19 protein-coding genes are annotated in these 22,381 nt (G+C 39.2%); 11 read left to right on the top strand and 8 right to left on the bottom strand.

Translation table 11 applies throughout. The features are described 5' to 3' along the window. Nucleotides 1–127: 127 nt before the first annotated feature. Together tatC and tatA are read right to left on the bottom strand one after the other, a co-directional pair. On the bottom strand, nt 128–850 hold the full coding sequence (gene tatC / locus QNH17_RS29550; protein ID WP_283876834.1) for a twin-arginine translocase subunit TatC: 723 nt from the start codon (nt 848–850) through the stop codon (nt 128–130). A 63-nt stretch (nt 851–913) separates the two neighbouring features. Then, nucleotides 914–1,111: a twin-arginine translocase TatA/TatE family subunit gene (gene tatA, locus QNH17_RS29545; protein WP_283876833.1), complete on the bottom strand. Its 198-nt coding sequence runs from the start codon at nt 1,109–1,111 to the stop codon at nt 914–916. A gap of 254 nt (nt 1,112–1,365) precedes the next feature. Here tatA and QNH17_RS29540 point away from each other — a divergent pair, with 254 nt between their 5' ends. Both QNH17_RS29540 and hprK read left to right on the top strand, forming a co-directional pair. Further along, nucleotides 1,366–2,553 carry an amidohydrolase gene (locus tag QNH17_RS29540; protein WP_283876832.1) on the top strand — a complete coding sequence of 396 codons (1,188 nt, stop codon included), beginning with the start codon at nt 1,366–1,368 and terminating at the stop codon, nt 2,551–2,553. A gap of 126 nt (nt 2,554–2,679) precedes the next feature. Next, complete coding sequence (gene hprK / locus QNH17_RS29535) at nt 2,680–3,615, top strand: HPr(Ser) kinase/phosphatase (protein ID WP_283876831.1); 936 nt, start codon at nt 2,680–2,682, stop codon at nt 3,613–3,615. A 780-nt stretch (nt 3,616–4,395) separates the two neighbouring features. On the opposite strand, the gene QNH17_RS29530 is transcribed toward hprK, so the two are convergent. Further along, a complete protein-coding gene (locus QNH17_RS29530; protein WP_283876830.1) occupies nt 4,396–4,545 on the bottom strand; it encodes a hypothetical protein in 150 nt (49 codons plus the stop codon). Between the two features lie 153 nt (nt 4,546–4,698). Between QNH17_RS29530 and QNH17_RS29525 the strand changes: the two genes are divergently transcribed. After that, nucleotides 4,699–6,030, top strand: a complete 1,332-nt coding sequence (locus QNH17_RS29525) for a hypothetical protein (RefSeq protein WP_283876829.1) — start codon at nt 4,699–4,701, stop codon at nt 6,028–6,030. A 58-nt stretch (nt 6,031–6,088) separates the two neighbouring features. Here the strand turns inward: QNH17_RS29525 and QNH17_RS29520 are convergent, their stop codons facing one another. After that, nucleotides 6,089–7,132: a CdaR family transcriptional regulator gene (locus QNH17_RS29520; protein WP_283876828.1), complete on the bottom strand. Its 1,044-nt coding sequence runs from the start codon at nt 7,130–7,132 to the stop codon at nt 6,089–6,091. 575 nt (nt 7,133–7,707) lie between these two features. Here QNH17_RS29520 and dapA point away from each other — a divergent pair. From dapA to QNH17_RS29490, 6 genes are all read left to right on the top strand, one after another. Further along, nucleotides 7,708–8,604 carry a 4-hydroxy-tetrahydrodipicolinate synthase gene (gene dapA, locus QNH17_RS29515; RefSeq protein ID WP_283876827.1) on the top strand — a complete coding sequence of 299 codons (897 nt, stop codon included), beginning with the start codon at nt 7,708–7,710 and terminating at the stop codon, nt 8,602–8,604. A 25-nt stretch (nt 8,605–8,629) separates the two neighbouring features. Then, nucleotides 8,630–9,955: a gluconate:H+ symporter gene (locus tag QNH17_RS29510; RefSeq protein ID WP_283876826.1), complete on the top strand. Its 1,326-nt coding sequence runs from the start codon at nt 8,630–8,632 to the stop codon at nt 9,953–9,955. A 41-nt stretch (nt 9,956–9,996) separates the two neighbouring features. Then, on the top strand, nt 9,997–10,884 hold the full coding sequence (gene garR / locus QNH17_RS29505) for a 2-hydroxy-3-oxopropionate reductase (protein ID WP_283876825.1): 888 nt from the start codon (nt 9,997–9,999) through the stop codon (nt 10,882–10,884). 160 nt (nt 10,885–11,044) lie between these two features. Next, complete coding sequence (gudD, locus tag QNH17_RS29500; protein WP_283876824.1) at nt 11,045–12,397, top strand: glucarate dehydratase; 1,353 nt, start codon at nt 11,045–11,047, stop codon at nt 12,395–12,397. 201 nt (nt 12,398–12,598) lie between these two features. Next, nucleotides 12,599–13,726: a glycerate kinase gene (locus QNH17_RS29495; RefSeq protein ID WP_283876823.1), complete on the top strand. Its 1,128-nt coding sequence runs from the start codon at nt 12,599–12,601 to the stop codon at nt 13,724–13,726. A 109-nt stretch (nt 13,727–13,835) separates the two neighbouring features. Continuing rightward, nucleotides 13,836–14,552 (top strand): FadR/GntR family transcriptional regulator, encoded by a 717-nt coding sequence (locus QNH17_RS29490; RefSeq protein ID WP_283876822.1) that lies wholly within the window; start codon nt 13,836–13,838, stop codon nt 14,550–14,552. A gap of 23 nt (nt 14,553–14,575) precedes the next feature. Here the strand turns inward: QNH17_RS29490 and QNH17_RS29485 are convergent, their stop codons facing one another. Beyond that, complete coding sequence (locus QNH17_RS29485; RefSeq protein ID WP_283876821.1) at nt 14,576–15,382, bottom strand: 3D domain-containing protein; 807 nt, start codon at nt 15,380–15,382, stop codon at nt 14,576–14,578. A 332-nt stretch (nt 15,383–15,714) separates the two neighbouring features. Further along, entirely contained in the window at nt 15,715–16,632 is a 918-nt protein-coding gene (locus QNH17_RS29480; protein WP_283876820.1) for an aldo/keto reductase, read from the bottom strand. A 280-nt stretch (nt 16,633–16,912) separates the two neighbouring features. Here QNH17_RS29480 and QNH17_RS29475 point away from each other — a divergent pair, with 280 nt between their 5' ends. Next, nucleotides 16,913–18,454 carry a flavin monoamine oxidase family protein gene (locus QNH17_RS29475; protein ID WP_283876819.1) on the top strand — a complete coding sequence of 514 codons (1,542 nt, stop codon included), beginning with the start codon at nt 16,913–16,915 and terminating at the stop codon, nt 18,452–18,454. 69 nt (nt 18,455–18,523) lie between these two features. Here the strand turns inward: QNH17_RS29475 and QNH17_RS29470 are convergent, their stop codons facing one another. Next, on the bottom strand, nt 18,524–19,063 hold the full coding sequence (locus QNH17_RS29470) for a helix-turn-helix domain-containing protein (protein ID WP_283876818.1): 540 nt from the start codon (nt 19,061–19,063) through the stop codon (nt 18,524–18,526). Nucleotides 19,064–19,093: 30 nt separating this feature from the next. Continuing rightward, nucleotides 19,094–19,801 carry a 23S rRNA pseudouridine(2604) synthase RluF gene (rluF, locus tag QNH17_RS29465; protein ID WP_420491341.1) on the bottom strand — a complete coding sequence of 236 codons (708 nt, stop codon included), beginning with the start codon at nt 19,799–19,801 and terminating at the stop codon, nt 19,094–19,096. A gap of 263 nt (nt 19,802–20,064) precedes the next feature. Here rluF and QNH17_RS29460 point away from each other — a divergent pair, with 263 nt between their 5' ends. Continuing rightward, nucleotides 20,065–21,252 carry a L,D-transpeptidase family protein gene (locus tag QNH17_RS29460; protein ID WP_283876816.1) on the top strand — a complete coding sequence of 396 codons (1,188 nt, stop codon included), beginning with the start codon at nt 20,065–20,067 and terminating at the stop codon, nt 21,250–21,252. Nucleotides 21,253–22,381 lie beyond the last annotated feature (1,129 nt).

The raw sequence follows: 22,381 nt of genomic DNA, 5'->3' as shown, positions 1-22,381 counted from the left end.
GAATCTATAAAAAGATGTAAACAAGCCCCGTGTCTGGTTTACATCTTTTTGATATATACATAGCTAACGATGATCGACCGTTGCATAAAAAAAGTCTTAGCACATTGTCTGAGACTTTTTGTTCATCTTATGCAGCTAGATTCAATTGTTGTTTTCGTCGATAAACGGCCTTTGATAATACAACACTGCATTCATATAGGAAAATCAGAGGAATGACTACTAAGATGTCTGATAGAAAATCAGGCGGGGTGATGAAGATTGCGATTAAAATTAGCACAAAATAGGCGTATTTTCGAATCTTTTGCAATCGGTAGGGATTCAGCACTCCGACACTGGTTAGGAACATAATAATCACTGGCAGTTCGAATAAAAAACCAAAAGGCAATGTCATATGAATTAAGAACATAAAGTACTTTTCTGTTGTGAAAAAAGTCATAAACATATCCTCTGACATCGAGAGGAGGAATTGAAAAACCGTAGGAAAAATGACAAAATAGCCGAAGCAAATTCCGAAAATAAATAGTAGGAATAGAGCCGGAATATATGCCAGCGTTACTTTACGTTCTGTTTCTTTCAAAGCGGGACGGACAAATAACCAAGTTTGATAGGCGGCCATTGGGATGGTTCCCGCAATCGCTGCAACACTTGATAGGATCATATAGACCCATAAAATGTCGCTTGGTCCTAATATGGCCAGCTTTACTTCCAAGTCCCTCACTAGCCAGTTATAAATATCCTCCACATAGATAAAGGATAAAATGAAGAGCAGAATAAAGGTTCCTAGGACGAAAATAAGTCGTTTGCGTAATTCTTCAAAATGACCAATAAGAGCCATATCGTGGTTTTTCATCGGGACCTCCTTATGAAAAAGAAGATGCAAGCCTCCTTACATCCTCTTAAAAAGTGATTTGGATTATATCGCCTTCTCCTCTTTTTTGAGCTGTGTTTTTATGGGCTCTTCGTCGGAAACTAAATCTCTTGTGGATTTCTTGAATTCCTTTAATGTTGAGCCAACCGCTCGGCCTAGTTCTGGTAATTTAGAAGGGCCGAAAATGATTAAGGCGATGACAAGAATAAGAATCAAACCAGGTACTCCAATATTTTGCAGCATTTAAAAATTTCCTCCTTTAATTCGTTTTTCCCATTGTTGTCTGTAAAGTGCTAGTAAATTTTCATCTCCACCTATGATTATAGGTTACTACTATTCCTATGTTAATTAAGGGTGTGTAAAGAATTGTAAATTAATGATTAATTTTGTCTTTGAAAATAATGGAAAAATAATACTCAAAAAGGACATGCTAAGAACATGATTGGAATGGAAGAGTTAGCACCTTTGAGATAGTAAAATATTGGGGGCATTTGAAAATGAAGAAACAATTAATGGAAATGTTAGAAACTCGGAAAGATGAAATGATTCAAATTCGCCGATATCTGCATGAAAATCCGGAGTTATCCTTTAGAGAGGAAAAAACGGCACAATATATTTTAGACTTTTATAAGGGAAAGAATGTTGAAATTCAGCCCAATGTTGGGAATGGTCATGGGATTATCATAACAATTAAGGGGGGAAAGCCTGGAAAAACGATTGCCCTTCGTGCTGATTTTGATGCCCTTCCGATTTTAGAGGAAACAGAGCTGCCCTTCAAATCTAGGAATGAAGGTGTCATGCATGCCTGTGCTCATGATGGGCATACGGCCTATTTAATGATTCTTGCGGATTGCCTTATTCAATTAAAAGATGAAATACCAGGCACCATCAAAATTATTCACCAGCATGCAGAGGAAGTGCCGCCGGGCGGTGCCAAAAGTATCGTTGACTCCGGGGTGCTTACCGATGTTGAAAACATTTTTGGGATTCACTTACTACCTATGGCTCCTGCTGGTCATGTTGGCTATCACAGTGGCTTTTCGATGGCCGGAAGATCATATTTTAAGCTGAGGATTCAGGGTGTTGGCGGACACGGCTCTTCCCCACACACGGCAAATGATGCGATCGTCGCTGGCGCTTATTTTGTTACAGCTGTGCAAACGATTATCAGCCGCCGGTTAAATCCGTTTGATATGGGAGTTATTACAATTGGTTCCTTTGATGGAAAGGGTAGCTTCAATGTCATAAAGGATTGTGTTGAATTAGAAGGTGATATCCGCTACATGACTGGGGAAACTAAGGAAATCATTGAGAAGGAATTACGCAGGATTGTTAAGGGAAGTGAATCCGAATTTGGAGTACAATGCGAGTTAACCTATGCTTCTGACTATCCACCACTTTATAATAACCCAGAAGTAACCTCAGCAGTGAAAGAGAGCTTGGAAAATGCAAATGATCCTGATATTAAGCAAGTTGCTCCGTTCCCTATGATGTCACCATCCGATGACTTTGCTTATTATTTAGAAAAAATCCCAGGCTGTTATTTTTATATTGGATGTACGCCAAAAGGTGTGGAAAAGCCATATTTCAATCATAATCCAAAATTTGATATCGATGAAGATGCACTGATCGTTGCCGCTAAATCAGTAGGCTATGTAGTTTGCAGGTACTATAAGCTAGATTGATTTTCCTTGTGGAGAGGTGTTTGATTTAATCCAGACTTTCAGGAATTCGTTCGTAAATGGATGACTGTTCCATTATTCTTCAGTATAATTCAACTATAGGAAGACTATTAGGACGGTGAATATAGGGTGAAAAAAATAACAGTTGAAAACTTGGTTCGGAAGTTTTCATTGAAAGTACTGGCCGGTGAAGATCAACTGCAAAAAATGATAACGCAATCACGGGTTCATCGCCCAGGCTTGGAATTTGTTGGCCACTTTGATTTTTTTCCAACAGAACGAGTTCAAATTTTAGGGAAAAAGGAAATTACTTATTTACATAAGTTAAGTAAAGAGGAACGTAGAATACGAATTGGAAATATTGTTCATTATCATCCGCCATGTTTTATCGTTACAGCTGGCGAAGAAGGACTTACCTATTTAACCCATCATTGTGTTGAACAAGGTATTCCTTTGTTATTGACGAATAAACCAGAGATAACATCAGAATTTATTACCAAATTAGATGCATTTTTAGTAAAGGAATTAGCACCAGAAATCGCTGTGCATGGAGTTTGTATGAATGTGTCTGGTATTGGAATCTTACTTCGCGGGAATTCAGGGGTAGGAAAAAGTGAGACGGCCCACACGTTAATTCGCCGGGGACATCGGCTGGTTTCGGATGATATTATTGTCCTAAAGAAGCTTAGTCCGCAAACGATTCTGGGCACTCATGATGGAAAAACCAAGGAGTTTTTGGCTCTTCGAAGTATTGGCTTGTTGAATGTGGTTCGCCTATACGGCCGCAAGGCTTTTCAAGATGAAACCCGTATTGCTCTTGATATTCATTTAACTAAATGGGAAAAGGATGCCTTATATAATGATCTGGATCAGGAGTTCCACTATACAGACTATATGGGTGTTAAGATTCCCTCAATGGAAATTCAGCTCCAGCCTGGACGTGATGTGGCGGGGTTAATTGAAGCAGCCGCAAATAACTGGTATTTAAAGCAGCAAGGATACAGCGCTGCAGAGGAGTTCATGAGCAGGATTGAGGCCGATATTGTAAACTCTGGTATGGAATAAAGATTTAAGTAATAGTTTGCTAGAGAACGTCATTTAGGAATTTTGGTCATCATCGGCTTGATGATGACCTTTTCATCTTCAATCATGTGGAAATTTAGTCATCATTGGATTGATGATGACCTTTTCTTCTTCAATCATGTGAAAATTTAGTCATCATTGGCTTGATGATGACCTTTTCTTCTTCAATCATGTGGAGATTTGGTCATCATTGGATTGATGATGACCTTTTCATCTTCAATCATGTGGAGGTTTGGTCATCATTGGCTTGATGATGACCTTTTCTTCTTCAATCATGTGGAGATTTGGTCATCATTGGATTGATGATGACCTTTTCTTCTTCAATCATGTGGAGATTTGGTCATCATCGGCTTGATGATGACCTTTTCTTCTTCAATCATGTGGAGATTTAGTCATCATTGGATTGATGATGACCCTTTCCTCTTCAATCATGCGGAGACTTGGTCATCATCGCCTTAATGATGGCCTTTTCTTCTTCAATTTCAATCTCGCAAAGTTAAGGTCATCACTGGCTACATAATAACCTTAGCATTCTCTCTCGCATTTCTAAACATCATTTTTATTAGGAACTGGATGATTTGTTACAATGGTTAGACTCGTTTTCATAAAGGCTTCACTGCCCACATAAACCCGTGCCTGCTCCGACATGAAGCACCTCCCATGAGATATCAATAGACGAAGCAATCATCAGGACTCCCAATACTAAATGAATGAAAACAGTGATAGCTGAAGAAATAAGTCGATACAATAAAAAAACTCGGATTAACTTTTCCGAGTTTTATTTGGCATGACGCTTTCTGCAGTTTCGATTATGCCCCAGTCCATTATATTCTTTCTTTTCACTTCTTCATATATTGTTGATTTTTCCCCATCGTCATTTTTTATTTCATTTGAATGCTCTTTTTCCATCATTTATCACCTCTTTCGATTTTAGTCTGGGTAAGAAAGGATAAATTACTCCGGTGGTCACAGAAAATTAAATTGACTTCTTAGTAGGATTCATATGAAAATTAAAAAAAACGAATAGGAGATTTTTTTCCCATATTCAGTCAGGGAGAGGTTTATATGCGGAGTTATCTCATTTTGGGGATGTGTGTATTATTTTTAATACAGTATTTCTTAGGGCTTGAATGGCTTCAATTTGTGGTAGTCGGGCTTTCTTTAGCCGCTTTTATCAGCAGTGCCTTTAAGGCAAACCTCTTTCCACGCTGGCTCGGTATTTTTATGATGACGGCTGGATTAGTGATTGAATGGGAAAAAGGGACCGGTGTAGAAGGAATAAGTGATGGGATCTTTTTAATTCTGCCATTGCTATGCCTTTTGACCTTGGCACCGTTATTATCCATCCCATTAAGGTTAGGTGGTTATTTTGAGTCCATCGCAGTTCTATTACGTAATCTATTGCACCAGCCAAAAAGGCTGTACGCGGGAATAACTGGTACGCTTTTTTTATTAGCACCCATCCTAAACTTAGGTTCCGTTCGAATCATTCATGAATTTTTGGAAGAAATAAAGCTTCCTTCCCTCATGTCTGCGAAAAGCTATCATGTAGGATTTACCACGGCGATCTTGTGGTCACCGTATTTTGGGTCTGTGTCACTCGTCCTTCTTTATTTAAATATTTCGTATAAAGACTATATTGCTTATGGAATCGGCTTATCCCTACTGTCCTTATTGGTTGGGAATATTTTGTTTGCCTTCTGGGAAAAAGCACATCCTCTTGCAGATGAGCTGGCGCCGGTGATACCATTAGAAAAATCACATCGTAATCAGCTGATTAAGTTAGTATTATTTGTGATCATCCTGATGGTTTCTTGTTTGGTCATTGAGATATTGACCCATTGGTCGATGATTGTTATTGTCTGCCTGGTGTCCATCCTTATTCCCGTCGTATTTGGGGTTGTGACTAAAGGCTGGAAACAGCTGATTCCGCCAATTATCGATTTTCGCGATCGAACAGTACCCATGCTGAATAATGAAATTATGTTATTTATGAGTGCCGGCATGCTAGCCTTTGCTTTGAAAGGAACCAGTGCTGCCAATGGAGTTAGTTCCTTCCTCAGCCAATTGGCGCACCAATCATTTATCTTATTTGCTTTGGCTGTAATGCTGATTGTCTTATGTATCACTTATATTGGAATTCACCAGATTGCTGCAGTGGGCGCCCTAGCCATGCAATTAAATGCGGCCGAATTAGGGATGAGTAATATAGGCCTTGCGTTACTTCTGTTACTTGTCTGGTCAATCTCGACGGCATTAAGTCCATTCTCAGGTTTGAATTTAATGGTCAGCCGTTTTTCAGGAATTTCAGGTGTTCAAACGGGACTGCGCGCGAATGGACTCCATCTATCAATCTTTGCTCTTATTGGAATTGTCATTATTTCATATATTGGTTGAAATATAGATTCAAAAAAAATCAGCCTTCATAGGCTGATTTTTTATGCAAAAACAACTTTTACTCTGAATCCTGCATTTTATAAATAACATAACCAGTATAGAGTTGAAATAAATCTGTGAATTTTTTAGGATTTTTGTTTGTCAAAATTTCAATCCTCTGTAAACGATAAGCTAAACTGTTCCGATGGATATGAAGTTCTTTAGATATGGCATTCATATCCCCACTGTTTTTTATATAGCAAAGAAGTGTGTCAATAAGCTCTTGGCCTTTAGGAGTAATCTCAAGCTCCTGAAAAAAATGACTAATTTCGCTAAACGACTGATCTTTATTGGTCAAATAATCAATAAACTTTAGCTCCTGATAATAGCAGCAAGTGGAGGGCATTCCTAGTTTTTCTGCGATATCGATTGCTCGCTTTGCCTCATGCACGGATTTTGCTACATGCGTACTGCTATCACTGATTCCAATTTTAGTACTCTGCTGGGTAATCATCGGTTCTAATCGCTTTAAGAGATCACTATCAGTTGGCACAATGAATAAAACATTAGATTTATTCAGTTTGAATGTAAATTCCTGTTCTTTTAAATATGGTTCTTTTATCGTCTCTCCCTTCACGATAATGGCCTTTCTTTCCAATTTAAGATTGATGCCAATAGCCTCCCCATTATTGATAAAAGCTGCATCATATTCATCCAATCGAAATACCCACTGATATAAAAACTCTTCCTTCATTTGCTCTTGTATTCTGCGTTCTCTAAACAAAAATTCCTGGTTAATTAATAGTTCCGCCGTAACGCGGACTAACTCAGCAAAAGGTTCGACAATCGTAGGTTCACCGCTAATTCCAATTACCCCGATTATTTCCTGCTTGAAATGGAATGGGATATTAACACCTGGCTTGGATGAGCCTTCTGAATCATAAATGGAGACAATCGTACCACGTTTAACGGCTGAGATGGCCCCTTGATGAAAAGTGCCGATTCGATTGGCGTTCCCACTTCCAATAATCATCCCCACTGCATCCATGATGTTTACATTATAAGGAATAACCATCATTACTTTATCCGCAATCTCCTGGGCGAGAGCTCTATTTATCTTCATATGCAGTTCCTCCTCTAGGAATAAAGGTTTTCTAAATGATTTGTAAGTTTGCCTAAAAAATAATAAGGTTTCTTAGTAATTTGAATGATTGATTTATTTGTAAGACAATTATACAATAAAAATGTAAACGGTTACTAGAAATGAAAAAAGGTTTAAAATATGTTTGATTTATTGTAATAAAACGGTCACATGAGCTATCTTGACAATTTTAAACATTTATAAAACCATAATCCTCTTGTTCATTTGCCTAAAAAAGTATAGATATACTTCAGCAAATTGAATGAAGATATTTACACCGAAGCCGTTTACAATAGACATGTGAAGAAATTCACAAATAAACATAAAGTCAGTTAATCTTTAAATGTACTCCATTACACATGTCTATTATTTGTAACAACCTTCGCATAAAAGCTTACTCCAAGAGGTTATTATTAGATTACTAAGTTAGAAATAGTACTAATCAAAATAATAATCTTTTTCAAAAATAAACTATGTGAAGTAGTTCACAATTTTGACAAGCTTAATGGAGTTTCAGGAAATTTGTAAAAAATGAAGAGCGAGGAGGAGTTAAATCAATGTTTAAGCCAAAAGGGGTCATTCCCGCATTAGTCACACCTTTAGATCGAAATGGTAACTTGATGGAAGATTCTTTAAGAAAAGTAATTGATTACACAATCGCAGGCGGTGTTCACGGTTTATTCATTCTAGGGAGCAGCGGTGAAATTTACGGGTTAACACCAGAGCAAAAGCGCCGGGTTGTAGAAGTCACAGTCGATCATACAGCTGGCAGAGTTCCAGTTTATTGTGGAGCCAGTGAGATTACTACGAGAGACTGTATCCAAACTGCTCAAATGGTTGAAGAAATTGGCGGTGTATCAGCACTATCTGTCCTTACTCCATACTTTATGTCACCAACCCAAACGGAGTTAGCGGAGCACTTTAAAGCGATTGCCAAGTCAACCAACCTTCCCGTTATTTTGTATGGAAATGAAGCACGTACCCAAGTGAAAATTGATGTGAAAACGTGTGAAGAACTTAGTAAGGTTGACAACATTATTGGAATTAAAGACTCAAGCGGTGATATGACGAAAACTGCTGAGTACTTACGAGTGACTCCTCGTGAATCTTTTTCCATATTACTCGGACGCGACACGCTCATTTATGCAGGTTTATGTCATGGTGCCACTGGTGCGATCGCAAGCACAGGAAATATTGCTCCTAAATTAGTGGCAGATATTTACAATGCATTTGTGGCTGGCGACTATCAAAAATCACTAGAATTGCAGTTTAAACTTGCCCCATTACGTTTAGCTGTGGACAAAGCAACATTCCCTGTTGTGTTAAAAGAAGGTTTAAGAATGGTAGGAATTGATGTGGGGTATGCATTTGCACCTGCTGCAGAGATGAATCCAGAAAGCAAGACAATCTTAGAAAATGTTTTAAAAGATTTAGAACTCTACCAAATTTATTAATTTCCTAAGGGAAGGAAGAAATAACATGCCATTATTGTATGTTGCCTTAGCAGTTGTCCTTTTACTAGTTTTAATGATTCCGCTAAAAATGAACGGGTTTATAGCCCTTCTCTTGAGTTCTATATTTGTTGGTCTCCTCGTGGGAATGCCATTGGATCAAATTTGGGAAACCATTGGTGATGGCCTTGGAGGCCAACTGGGCGGCACGGCGCTTATTGTTGGGATCGGTGCTATGCTTGGAACGGTTATGGCTGATGCGGGAGCCGCACAACGTATTGCCACTAGTTTAGTAGACAAGATGGGAATTAAAAGGATTCAAATTTCAATATTAATTGCTGCATTTGTGCTTGGTATAACGATGTTCTTTGAAGTAGCGTTTGTCTTATTAATTCCACTAGTATTTGTTATTGCTCGTCAAACAAAATTAAATCTATTATGGGTTGCTTTACCAATGTCAATTGGGTTATCAACCTGTCACAGTTTTCTTCCACCTCACCCTGGACCAGCAGCAGTTGCTGGCGTCTTCCATGCCGACATGGGATTGACTCTTTTATACGGTTTAATCATTGCTATACCTGCGGCTACTTTCATCGCCCTTACTTGGACTAGATTACCATTTATTAAGAAAATTAATCCAGCCATTCCTGAAGGGATTGTTACGAACAAAACGTTTAAAGAAGAAGAAATGCCATCCTTTGGATCAAGTATTTTTGTTGCTCTTATTCCAGTAATCCTTATGGCTATTGATGCTTTTTCAACTGTATTTTTACCAGAAGGAAACAGTTTTAGGCACGCAATGGATTTCTTCGGTTCATCTGAAATGGCCTTATTAATTGCTCTCTTAATCTCTATGTGGCTATTAGGACCAAGAATTGGCCGTCCGCTAAAAGATGTGATGCAGTCTTGTTCTAATGCGGTTAAGCCAATGGCAATGATCATTTTGGTTATTGGTGCAGGCGGAGCATTTAAGCAAGTACTTGTTGATGGTGGAATTGCCGATTATATCAAGGATATCACAGCTGATTGGAACATGTCTCCAATCGTGCTTGCTTGGATCATCGCTGCTCTCTTACGTATTGCCCTTGGTTCTGCAACAGTTGCCGTTATGACAGCTTCTGGGGTAGTACTTCCTATTGCTCAAGCATCAGGAATTAGCATGGAATTAATGACACTTGCCGTTACATGCGGAAGTATTGCTTTCTCTCACGTAACCGATCCAGGATTCTGGATGTTTAAGGAATACCTCAATTTATCGGTACCTCAAGCAATAAAAATAAGAACAACTTATACAACCGCACTTGCCATCATTGGTTTAATCGGTGTGTTACTTTTGAATATGTTTGTAGGATAATAACTTCTTTTTAATAAAAAAACTGTAGGAGTGAAGTAGAAATGAAGAAAATTGGATTTATTGGACTAGGAATTATGGGTAAGCCTATGAGTAAAAACTTGATCAAAGCTGGTTATCAGTTAATCGTTAGTGATTTTAATAAAGATGCTGTAAAAGAACTTGAACAATTAGGTGCAGAAGTAGAAACAACTCCAAAAGCAATCGCTGGAAAAGCAGATATCGTGATTACTATGCTTCCAAACTCTCCAAACGTAAAAGCTGTTGCTTTAGGAGAAAATGGACTAATCGAAGGTGCACGTGACGGATTAATCTATATTGACATGAGTTCCATCGCACCGGCTGCTTCTCAAGAAGTATATCGTGCATTAATTGAAAAGGGCGTGGAAATGCTAGATGCTCCTGTTAGCGGCGGAGAGCCAAAGGCAATTGATGGTACGATTTCTGTTATGGTTGGCGGTAAGAAAGAAGTATTTGAAGAAGTGCAAGAGGTTTTAGCAGCCATGGCTGGATCAGTTGTCCACGTGGGTGAAATCGGTGCAGGTAACGTAACAAAGCTTGCAAACCAAGTCATCGTTGCTTTAAACATTGCGGCAGTGTCTGAAGCATTTGTGCTAGCGCAAAAAGCTGGTGTAAATCCAGAAGCTGTCTATCAAGCCATCCGTGGTGGTCTAGCTGGAAGTACTGTTTTAGATGCAAAAGCACCAATGATGTTAGACCGTAACTTCAACCCAGGTTTCCGTATCAACTTACACATTAAAGACTTAACAAATGCGATGGAAACTAGCCATGAGTTCGGCGCTCCAGCTCCATTAACTGCAGCAGTTCTTGAAATGATGTATCAGTTGAAAGTAGACGGTCATGAATTCGATGACCACAGCAGTCTCTTAAAATACTATGAAAAATTAGCGAATGTCGAAATTTCACGATAATTCATTGGAAAAATACTATAGAGAACGCAGCATATTAGAATTCTGCGTTCTTTCCTTTTAAAAACGAGGCTGTGTTAAATTTATTTGTTGATTTTCGCTGCAATCAACAGATAAGTTTAACACAGCCAAAAACTAAATCATTTTGATTGGAGATATCCCCATGAAAACAGTTGAGAAAGTGATAAATGCTACTCCAGTTGTTACAGAAATGGAAGTATATCCTGTTGCCGGCCGTGACAGTATGTTATTAAATCTTAGCGGCGCACACGGTGCCTATTTTACTAGGAACATTGTGATTTTAAAGGACAGCAATGGTAATGTCGGTGTTGGTGAAGTTCCAGGCGGCGAAGGCATCCGTAAAACGCTTGAAGATGCAAGAGCTATTGTAGTCGGCTCATCAATTGGTAACTATAATAATATCTTAAATAAAGTAAGAAAAGAATTTGCTGGCCGTGATTCTGCAGGCCGCGGTTTACAAACATTTGACCTACGTATTACGATTCACGCCGTTACTGCGATTGAGGCTGCCCTGCTTGATTTATTAGGAATGCATTTAAATGTTCCTGTTGCCGCTCTTCTTGGTGAAGGCCAGCAGCGTGATAAAGTAAAAACACTTGGATACTTGTTCTATATTGGCGACCGTAACCGGACTGATTTACCTTATTACGGCAATCCGGATTCTGAAGTAGAATGGTACCGAATCCGCCATGAAGAAGCGTTAACCCCTGAAGCAGTTGTACGTCTAGCCGAAGCATCACAAGCGCTTTATGGCTTTAAAGACTTTAAGCTTAAAGGCGGCGTTTTGGAAGGAAAAGAAGAAATCAAAGCGATTAAAGCACTAAAAGAAAGATTCCCTGATGCTAGAATTACTCTTGATCCAAACGGTGCTTGGTCATTGAAAGAAGCGGTTGAGCTTTGTAAGGATATGCATGGTATTCTAACCTATGCAGAAGATCCATGCGGTGCGGAAAATGGTTACTCAGGCCGTGAAGTTATGGCGGAGTTCAGAAGACAAACAGGTCTTCCTACTGCAACGAATATGATCGCGACGGACTGGCGTCAAATGGGCCACACAATTTCACTGCAATCAGTTGATATCCCGCTTGCTGACCCTCATTTCTGGACGATGCAAGGTTCTGTGCGTGTAGCACAAATGTGTAATGATTGGGGACTAACTTGGGGATCTCACTCCAATAACCACTTTGATATATCACTTGCGATGTTTACGCATGTGGCTGCGGCAGCTCCTGGTGAAATTACAGCAATCGATACACACTGGATTTGGCAGGAAGGAATTGAGCGTTTAACGAAGGATCCATTCCAAATCGTGGATGGGCACTTAGCGATTCCAGATAAGCCTGGTTTAGGTGTTGAAGTAGATATGGACCAAATCTTGAAGGCGCATGAAGTATACAATAATATGGGACTTAACTCTCGTGACGACTCAGTCGGTATGCAGTTCTACATCCCTGGCTGGAAATTTGATAACAAACGTCCTTGCCTTGTTCGCTAAAAAAGCGGAAGCGCCTTGATCAGGGACGACAGGCATAAGACGAGCCGGCGAGAAGGCTGTTCTTTAGCCTTCTTGACGGATTGGCTTATGACCCGAGTCCCTAGGCGCTGTAGCTAGACAATTCTTTAAATAGGGTGACTTCTTAGTCACCCTTCTCTTTTCAAAACATCAAAATTTATTAAATGTAAAGGACAGATTGTTATGAAGTTTGTACTAGCTCCCGATTCATTTAAGGAAAGTATGACGGCAAAGAAAGCTGCCCTTGCAATGGAAAAAGGGGTAAAAGCAGTATTTCCTCATGCGGAATGTGTGATCGTTCCAATGGCTGACGGCGGAGAAGGAACAGTAGAGTCCCTCGTGAGTATGACGAACGGAGAAATCATAAAGACAGAAGTCATTGGTCCATTAGGAGAAAAAGTGATTGCGGAATATGGCCTTTTAGGCGAAGGACAAACGGCCGTGATTGAGATGGCCAGTGCAAGTGGTCTTGAATTAATCACACCAAAAGAAAGAAACCCGTTACTGACAACAACCTATGGAACGGGTCAATTAATTAAACATGCTTTAGACAAAGGTGTAAGGCGGTTCCTGATTGGAATTGGCGGAAGTGCCACCAATGATGGCGGAGCAGGAATGCTGCAGGCACTGGGAGTTTCATTTAAGGATCAAGATGAAAATGAACTGCCGTTTGGCGGTGGAGCGTTACATCGACTACATTCCATTGACATGAGCGGATTAGATAAACGGATCAAAACCGTGCAAATGGATGTTGCCTGTGATGTCACTAATCCATTAATTGGCGACAATGGAGCATCAGCTATTTTTGGTCCCCAAAAAGGAGCCACTACGGAAATGGTAAGAATTCTTGACCAAAATTTAGCACATTTTGCTGATGTGATTAAAACACAATTAGGTGAAGATATTGCCCATTTGGATGGTGCTGGAGCCGCAGGCGGACTTGGTGCGGGGTTATTGGCTTTTTTAAATGCCCATCTTAAAAAAGGAATTGATCTAGTCATTGAGTATACCGGCCTCGAGGAGCAAGTCAAGGAAGCAGACTACGTTTTTACAGGAGAAGGCAGCATTGATGGCCAGACTTTGTTTGGTAAAACACCTTATGGCGTTGCTGCAATCGCTGAAAAATATTCTGTTCCGGTGATCGCGTTTGCTGGTCGAATTGGCAATGGAGTAGAATCCCTTTACGACAACGGATTTACTGCCATTATTGGGATCTTAAAAGGTGTGACTACATTAGAGGAAGCACTTGAATGCGGGGAAGAAAACTTAGCTTTTGCGGCGGAAAATGTATGCCGTGTATTGAAATTATAGTGAACTGAACGCTGCTAATATACGGCAGCGTTTTTTGTAATCGCTGGTGAAAAGGGATATAAATAGATTATAATAGGCTTACAAAAATGGTAACACAAGGGGCCTAACGATGGACGAAACTCCTAAAAAAATAAAAGTAGATTCAGTAAACCGCAATACTTTATCCAAGCAGGTAGTCGAAAATATTATCCAACTATTGGTTAGTGGTCAGATGAAGCCGGGAGAGAAACTTCCTACAGAAATGGAATTAATGGAAATACTTAATGTCAGCCGCCCTGTGTTACGGGAGGCACTTAGTTCTCTCGAATCATTGGGCGTTATTCACCGAAAAACGCGGGAAGGTACTTTTTTTAATAATAAAATAAGCAGTCATCCCTTTTCCATCATGCTATCCCTAGCACACGATAATCTGCAGGCATTGGTAGAAGCCCGAATGGCCTTAGAATTAGGATTAATAACGATGGCGGCTGAAAAAATCAGTGACGAAGAACTCAAAAGATTGAAACAAACAATTGATGAGATTGCCAACAATAAAGATAGTAACTATAGTGAGGCAGACCTTGAATTTCATCGGATCATTGCCTTAAGTGCCAATAATCCGATTGTCGAAGGAATGATTGATACATTAATCGTTACTCTTGTCAAAATCAATAGTGAGATAAAATTTCGCGAACCAGAACGAACCATTCAACATCATACGGCTATTTATCAAGCACTGGAAAAAAGAGATCCTTTTGAGGCATTTCATCAAATGTTTTTACACCTGGATTATGTTCGCCATAAGGTTTTAAAAGAATATCCTAAAATGCCACCCCTTGATAAATAAAGGGGTGGCATTTATTAAGCAGATTAGTTTATTATGGTTACCTTCAATTGTTTTACGCCAAAATCAATGGCATCCTCTTCTGAAGGAATAAAGACATCAATTCGGTTTCCTTTAATAGCTCCGCCAGTATCTCCAGCGATTGCTTCTCCATAGCCTTCTACATATACCTTACTTCCAAGAGGTATAACTGATGGGTCAACGGCAATTACTTTCTTATCTGGGTTTGCCTTTAGGTTTATGCCAGTAGCGGTAGTACCAGAACATCCCTCACATGAAGCTGTGTAAGCTGTAGCTTTCACTGTTATTTTCTTTGAATTTTCATTTTTCGTTGACGCAGCTTCCACCTTAGGTTCACTTTTCTTTGGTGCTTGGGCAGCTTGCTTGACAGATTCTTTATGTACTGTCTGCTTAACTGTTCTTTCTGTCACAACAGTAGTTGTAGTAGTAATATCTGTAGTAGTAGTAGCAGTATTTAAACCTTCATAGATTAATAGATTTAATCCAGGATGGATGAGATCGGTAGTTAAATTGTTCCATTCTTTAAGTTGCAGAACAGTTACTTGATAATCCCTGGCTATCTCCCATAATGAGTCACCTCTTTTAACAGCATAATGTTTTTCTGGTGCAATGGTTAAAACATCCCCAGGGTGAATAAGATCCGAAGTCAGATCGTTCAACTTTTGTATATTTTCTAAAGATGTATTATTTGTACGTGATAGTTCCCAAAGGGTATCCCCTTTTTGGACTGTTATTGTTGCAGCTTGTACATTAGCACTTACAGTTACTGAGAGTACAGCAACTGCTAAAATTGATAGTATTCTTTTAAGCATTCTTTTACCCTCCATGTTCTTTGGTTGCTAAGTTTTCTAAATAGTAACATAGAATTTTCTGAAACAAAGAACAGGGGTATGTTAATCTCTTTACATCTGTGGCAAGTATATTGCGATAGTATTTCTGAGTTTATTTAATAATCTGAAAACATGGGTATTTTACAACTCTTCATAGTAATAAGCCCAGCAGTGGCAAATGCTGGGCTTAACTTCTCCTTATTACAATAATGTTACATACTTCAGATTTTTTATCAAAAAATTTACAGTATATACCATTACTACCACTATTTTTTATCTTGAAAAGCTAATTTTCTTCCCAATTTGGAGTTTCTTTACGGAAGAATATTGCCGGCTGCCCGGTAAATACGATACCATTCCTCACGAGTCAGTTGAATATCCGACGCTTTGCAGCAATCCTTTAATCTATCGATATTCATTGTCCCGATTACTGGCTGCATATGGGCTGGATGACGTAAAAGCCAGGCAATTGCGATGGTAGTATTGCTGACTCCATATGTAGCGGCAATATCATCTATCTGCTGATTCAACTCCGGAAACTTTTCGCTTCCAAGGAATACCCCTTCAAAAAACCCGTATTGGAACGGCGACCATGGTTGGATAGTGATATCGTTCAAACGGCAATAATCGAGTACACTTCCATCTCGGTTAACAGCAGAATCATTCTCCATGTTGACATTAATTCCGGTTGAGATCATCGTGGCGTTGGTGATACTTAATTGCAGCTGGTTAGCTACAAGTGGCTGCTTCACAAACTTCTTTAGGAGTTGAATCTGCATCGGGTTTTGGTTGGAAACGCCAAAATGGCGAACCTTTCCCGAAGTTTCAAGAATATCAAAGGCCTCCGCCACTTCCTCAGGCTCGACAAGTGCATCCGGGCGGTGCAAGAGCAGAACGTCGAGATATTCGGTTTTCAGCCTTTTTAAAATCCCATCGACAGATTCCAAAATATATTCTTTTGAAAAATCAAACATTCCCTTTCGAATCCCGCATTTAGATTGCAGAATGATTTTTTCACGAATATCTGCATTCATGTGGATCGCATCTGCGAAAATTTCCTCGCATGTGCCGCTGCCATAAATATCAGCATGGTCAAAGAAGTTTGCTCCTTCTTCTAAGGCAGATTGAACAAAACGCTCCGCCTCGTTTTTCTCGAGCGAGTTAATACGCATACAACCAACAGCTACGACTGGCACCTCTAACGCACTGCTTCCGAGTTTCATTGTCCTCATCATTTTTCCCTCCAATTTGTGAAACTTGGTGATTGATGTCGATTTATTGGATAATTTCTACCGGCATGATCACCACATTCATTCATAAATATTTTGACACACGAGAAGGATATCTCAAAGAATTCTATCGTTATTAATTAAAATAAATTTAAATCAAGGAACTGGCTGCTTGTCTCAGGCAAATTTAACCGACATGCATATTTTATTGATAACTACTATCCCGCGATAGTTCATCAATCTTTTCGCATGGTTTTATTTTGCACAAAGGAGTTGGTTTTTCTTGGCACGAACACCATTAGCTAGTATACTGCAGAAATCATTTGTGTTGGCAGATACTGAAATGGAGAACAAATTATCTACGGGACAAGCTAATACATTAGATCACAATCAAATACAAAATACGCAGAATACCCCGACAAAGGTTAAAAGTCAGCAGATAAATTCAAAGATTGTCATTGTGGGGGCAGGTTTGGCCGGCCTTACGTGTGCATATCGGCTTAAACAAGCTGGAATCACAGCAACAATTTATGAGGCTTCTGAACGGGTAGGAGGACGTTGTTGGACGAGGAGAGGTTACTTCCAGGACGAACAAATTGTCGAGCGTGGCGGGGAATTAATTGATACTTGCCATAAGGAGATTCAAGAACTTGCAAAGGAACTAGACTTAGAATTAGATCATTTAATCATGTCGGAATCCTTCAATACCGAGCCATTTTATTTTTTTGATCAACGCCCTTATTCCTTTCAGGAAGTCACCAATGACTTTATAACAATCCTCCCCAAACTAAAAAAAGATCTTCAAGAAGTAGGTGAAACGACCCTTTATAATCGTTATACCCAGCGAGGCTTTGAGATCGATCATATGTCTCTTGTTGACTATATCAATGAAACGGTACCAGGAGGCATCGGGTCTAGGTTCGGTAAACTATTAGCTGTTGCCTATTCGATTGAATTTGGAGCAGACGCCCATGTGCTGAGTGCACTAAATCTTCTTTATTTATTAGGATTTGCGGAAAAAGAGAACTTTCTAATGTACGGTGATTCAGATGAAAGTCTTCATATTAGAGGAGGCAATGATCAAATTCCTGCTTTATTGGCAAAAAATCTTCAAGAACAAATAAACTTTAATTCCGAACTGATAAAGATCGACCAAGACAATTCAGAGAATATAAGGCTCGTTTTTCGGAATAAAGAAGGTGAATGGGAAGTTTTAGCTGACAAAGTCATTCTCGCAATCCCTTTTAGTATTTTAAGAACAATAGATTATCAGAATGCAAGATTTTGTCCGTTAAAGGAGGCTGCGATTGAAGAACTAGGAATGGGTATAAATACAAAGCTGCATGTTCAATTTATCAATCGGTTTTGGAATGAGCTTGGAAATAATGGTGAAACATTTGCGGATACAGGTTATCAGCAGACATTTGAATCATCACGGGCACAACGAGGTAAATCCGGAATTCTTGTTAATTATACTGGAGGTGAAACGGCGGCTCAGCTGTTTGCTGTTACAGATGAGAAGCTAAAAGAGGCGACGATTAGCTTTCTGGACAAGCTAGAGCCTGTATTGCCAGGAAGTGTTAATAAGTGGAACGGGTTAGCCACGATCGACCATTGGCTTAGTAATCAGTGGAGTAAAGGGGCTTATTCATATTGGAAGGTAGGCCAGTATACGAAATTTGCCGGAATTTTAGGAGAACGGGAAGGCAATATCTTTTTTGCTGGTGAGCACACATCAATCCTGTATCCAGGATATTTAAATGGTGCAGTCGAGACTGGTGAGAGGGCTGCACGGGATGTAATTCATGATTTGAAAACAAAGTAGGAGCATAAATAAAGGCTGACATATTGAAAGCTGCTGTCGGCCCTCCTTGTCAGCCCTTTGTGGGATAAATTAAAAAATATCTCTTAGTTCACTATCAGAATAAATTGAAATGAGGACAACTGCCTTGCCGTCACCGATATTTTTAACAAAATGAGGTACACTTGCGTTCCAGCTGAAGGAATCTCCTTCTTCAATAATCATGGAATCTTCGCCTTGTTCAGCTAGGACTTTTCCCTCTAGCACCAAGTGGCATTCTTCCCCTTCATGAGCATTTAATTCACCCATCGAAGCACCCACAGGAAATTCGACAAGCATCATTCTTAATCCTCCTTTAGAGGTTAAATGTTCGATTTTCAAGTGGTTAAAAGTAGAATGAGTCCGCTCATTTTTTCTAACAACACGCATATGCTCTTTTTTTTCTAATAATAAATAGGGTAAAGGAACCCCAAGAAAGGTTGCGATTGTTTGCAGTGTGCTAATCGAAGGGGAGGTGTTATTGTTTTCGACATTGCTGATAAATCCTTTGGACAGCCCTGTCCCTTCACACATTTGCGCAATGGTGATTTTCTTGCGATTTCGTATTGCACGAATTTTTGCTCCTATTTCCAAATGACCCACCTCTGGTGATCCGATTCTTCCTTACCATTCTTTAGGTTGATAGTTTAAGTCAGCAAATAATTGATTCTTTTCTTTTTTCGACAAGTCGCGCCATTGACCAATCGGCAAGTTGCCTAAATGAATGTTCATAATCCTTGTCCGCTGCAGACGGACAACCCCATAGCCAAGCGCTGAGCACATACGGCGGATTTGGCGGTTTAACCCTTGTGTTAAGATGATTTGAAATACATATTTAGACATCTGGGTTACTTTACATGGCAGTGTCTTTGTATCGAGAATTTCCACACCAGCTGCCATCTTCTTTAAAAATTCTGGAGTGATTGGTTTATCGACAGTGACGATATATTCCTTTTCATGCTTATTTTCAGCACGTAAGATTTCGTTAACAATATCGCCATCGTTCGTTAGAAGAATGAGGCCGTCCGAATCCTTATCCAATCGTCCAATATGGAAGATTCGTAAGGGATGATTGACTAAATCAATGATATTTCCTTTGATATGTCTTTCTGTTGTACTCGTAATTCCAACAGGTTTATTTAAGGCGATATAGACATAATTATGAGCAACCCTAATCTGGCTCCCGTTGATTCGAACATCATCCCCCGGCTCCACCTGGCTGCCCATTACCGCCACTTGCCCATTAATCGTAACCTTTCCTTCACTAACTAACTTATCCGCGCCTCTTCTAGATGCCTTCCCAGACTCGCTAATAAACTTATTAATACGCATGATACACACCCTATATGGAGAATTGTATTTTTACCATACCCAACTGCCATCGTTTTTTCAAGTCCTTCTGGTGCCTGACACCAGATAGAGAAGAATTTCATATTTCATCTTGGTGAGAAAGTTGTCGAAAAGAGTGATATTTTCAAATTAAATTTCTTTAAAAACAGGAAAGTAGGATTACTTTTCCTCTTATTATTTGACAAAATATTCCGGTTACCTATGTTATTTTTAATAGTAATAATTACATAATTGGGGAGATTACGATGAAGAAACTATCTATTATTTTTGTCTTGCTGTTTAGTATATTCCTATTTACTAGTCAAGCAGATGCTAGTGGCGGTTCACAGTTAATTATTATTAATAAAAAGACTAACACTCTTGCCTTTTACGATAGTGGAAAACTAGTTAAAACATTTAGTGTGGCTACAGGTCGAACCAGGTCACTTACTCCAGAAGGCACATTTAGAATTGTTACTAAAATCGTTAATCGGCCCTATTATAAATTGAAAATTCCTGGAGGAGATCCACGGAACCCTTTAGGTAATCGCTGGATGGGATTAGAAGCAAGAGGGACCTATGGTACAACCTATGCGATTCATGGAAATGCCAATGAAAATTCAATTGGCACCTATGCAAGTTCAGGATGCGTTCGGATGCATAATTCAGAAGTACGCTGGCTTTATAGTCACGTTAAAAAATATACATTAGTTATTATCACCCATACGGATAGCAGCTTTGATTCAATTGCAAAAGCGAACGGATATGGTAACGGTTGGGTAGAATTAAGCGGGAACAAGTATTATTATGTGGATGGTGATGTAAAAACTGGCTGGCAATCAATCAACGGAAAAAGATACTTCTTTAATGACGAAGGGGTAATGCAGACCGGCTGGCTTACCCAGAATGGGCAGAAATATTATCTAAATAAAAAAGGTGTCATGAAAACAGGCTGGCTCGAAAAAGGCGGTAAGAAGTACTATCTTGATCAAACGGGTGTGATGAGAAAGGGCTGGATTGCTGACAGCGGACAAAAATATTATCTGGACAATAAAGGGGTTCTGCAAACAGGCTGGTTATCGTTCGAAGCGAATCGGTATTATCTCGATAACAGCGGTGCAATGAAAACAGGCTGGCTGGCTGAAGGGGGAAAATGGTACTATCTCGATGATTCAGGGCTGATGAAAACAGGTTGGATTAACTCTGAAGGCAGATGGTATTTCCTTAATGATCAGGGTGTCATGAAAAATACACAGGAACTTGTTAACAATAGTCAGTGGGATTATCTCGACAAAAATGATGATACTGAAGCAGGCTGGTCAAATTTACTAACAGAAAAGTATAAACTAAACAGTCATGAGTCAGTCGTGACCGGTTGGTTGAATTACAAGGAAAAATGGTATTACCTCTACGTTAGTGAGGATATGGTTGCCAGTGCGATGAGTGAAGGGTAATTATGGTTGATAGGATAAAATGCCTTATAGATTAATAGATACCATAAAGCGCCTCTATGAAGGCGCTTTTTTGTCATGGACCTTGGAGTATCCAAACGGATCTAGACAAGCAAAAACCTACCCTCAGAACCCTCTGAAGGTAGGTTTTATGTTAGATTATTTGAAGATTAAAACCTTGTCAACTGTACCAACCGCACTTTCACCAACTTCACGGAATTTTAATCCGTAATTTGATACCTTATGGCCAGCATTATGCATTTGATAGCGAGTGGAAACAACAGCTTTATGACTCCAATAGTAATTACGACAAAATTAGTGATAATGTCTGAACTATTGCTATTAGTTAATAAATTCTATCTTATATTTTACAAATTGATTAATAAATTTTACCTTTTTGTTTTTAGTAGGGGAGGAAGGAAATTAAAGCTAATCATTTATATTCTGTTAATAGTGCTGAATAGATATGATTAATTTTGGTAGATTTCATAAAAAAGGTAAGTTTACATTTTTGTGTACATGTTTACATTATGTGTACTTGATGTTTACAAAAGCGTAAACATGTATACGAACTCGTACACATATAGTAATGGCACTATGTATACATATTTGTAATCATTGTTTACAATTATCTTATTAACAGCGGTACTATTTAGTTAGCTGATGTGAAGAATGGGATTATTTGATAGCACGTTCGTGATGAAAACCAGTGGGTTGGGTTAACTCTGAGGGCAGATGGTATCTCCTTAATGATCATGGCGTGATGAAAAATACGCAGGAGCTCGTTAACAATAATCAGTGGGATATCTCGACAATAATGAAGATATAGAATCTGATGAGCCGAATTTATTAGCAGAAAAGGACAAATTATACAGTCATGAATCAGTCGTGACCTGCTGGTTGAATTACAGGTAGAAATGGTATTACCTCTATGTTCGTGAAGACATGGTTGCCAGCTCCATGAATAGAGGTAGGGAACTATGCCTTCCCTATCTTTTGATGATTGTGCGCACCTTCGATGGTGTGTTTTTTTTGCGAGAAGGATAAGGACTTAAAATTATAGGTTTGTGGTTACGAGAGGAGTTATGATGCTAGTAGTATACATCCTTGCAGACATGTCTACGGATTTGTA

Source organism: Neobacillus sp. SuZ13 (assembly GCF_030123365.1).
Lineage (GTDB): Bacteria > Bacillota > Bacilli > Bacillales > Cytobacillaceae > Neobacillus.
Note: the sequence above shows the minus strand (reverse complement) of the source record. Positions and strands in the feature narration are given on the sequence as shown.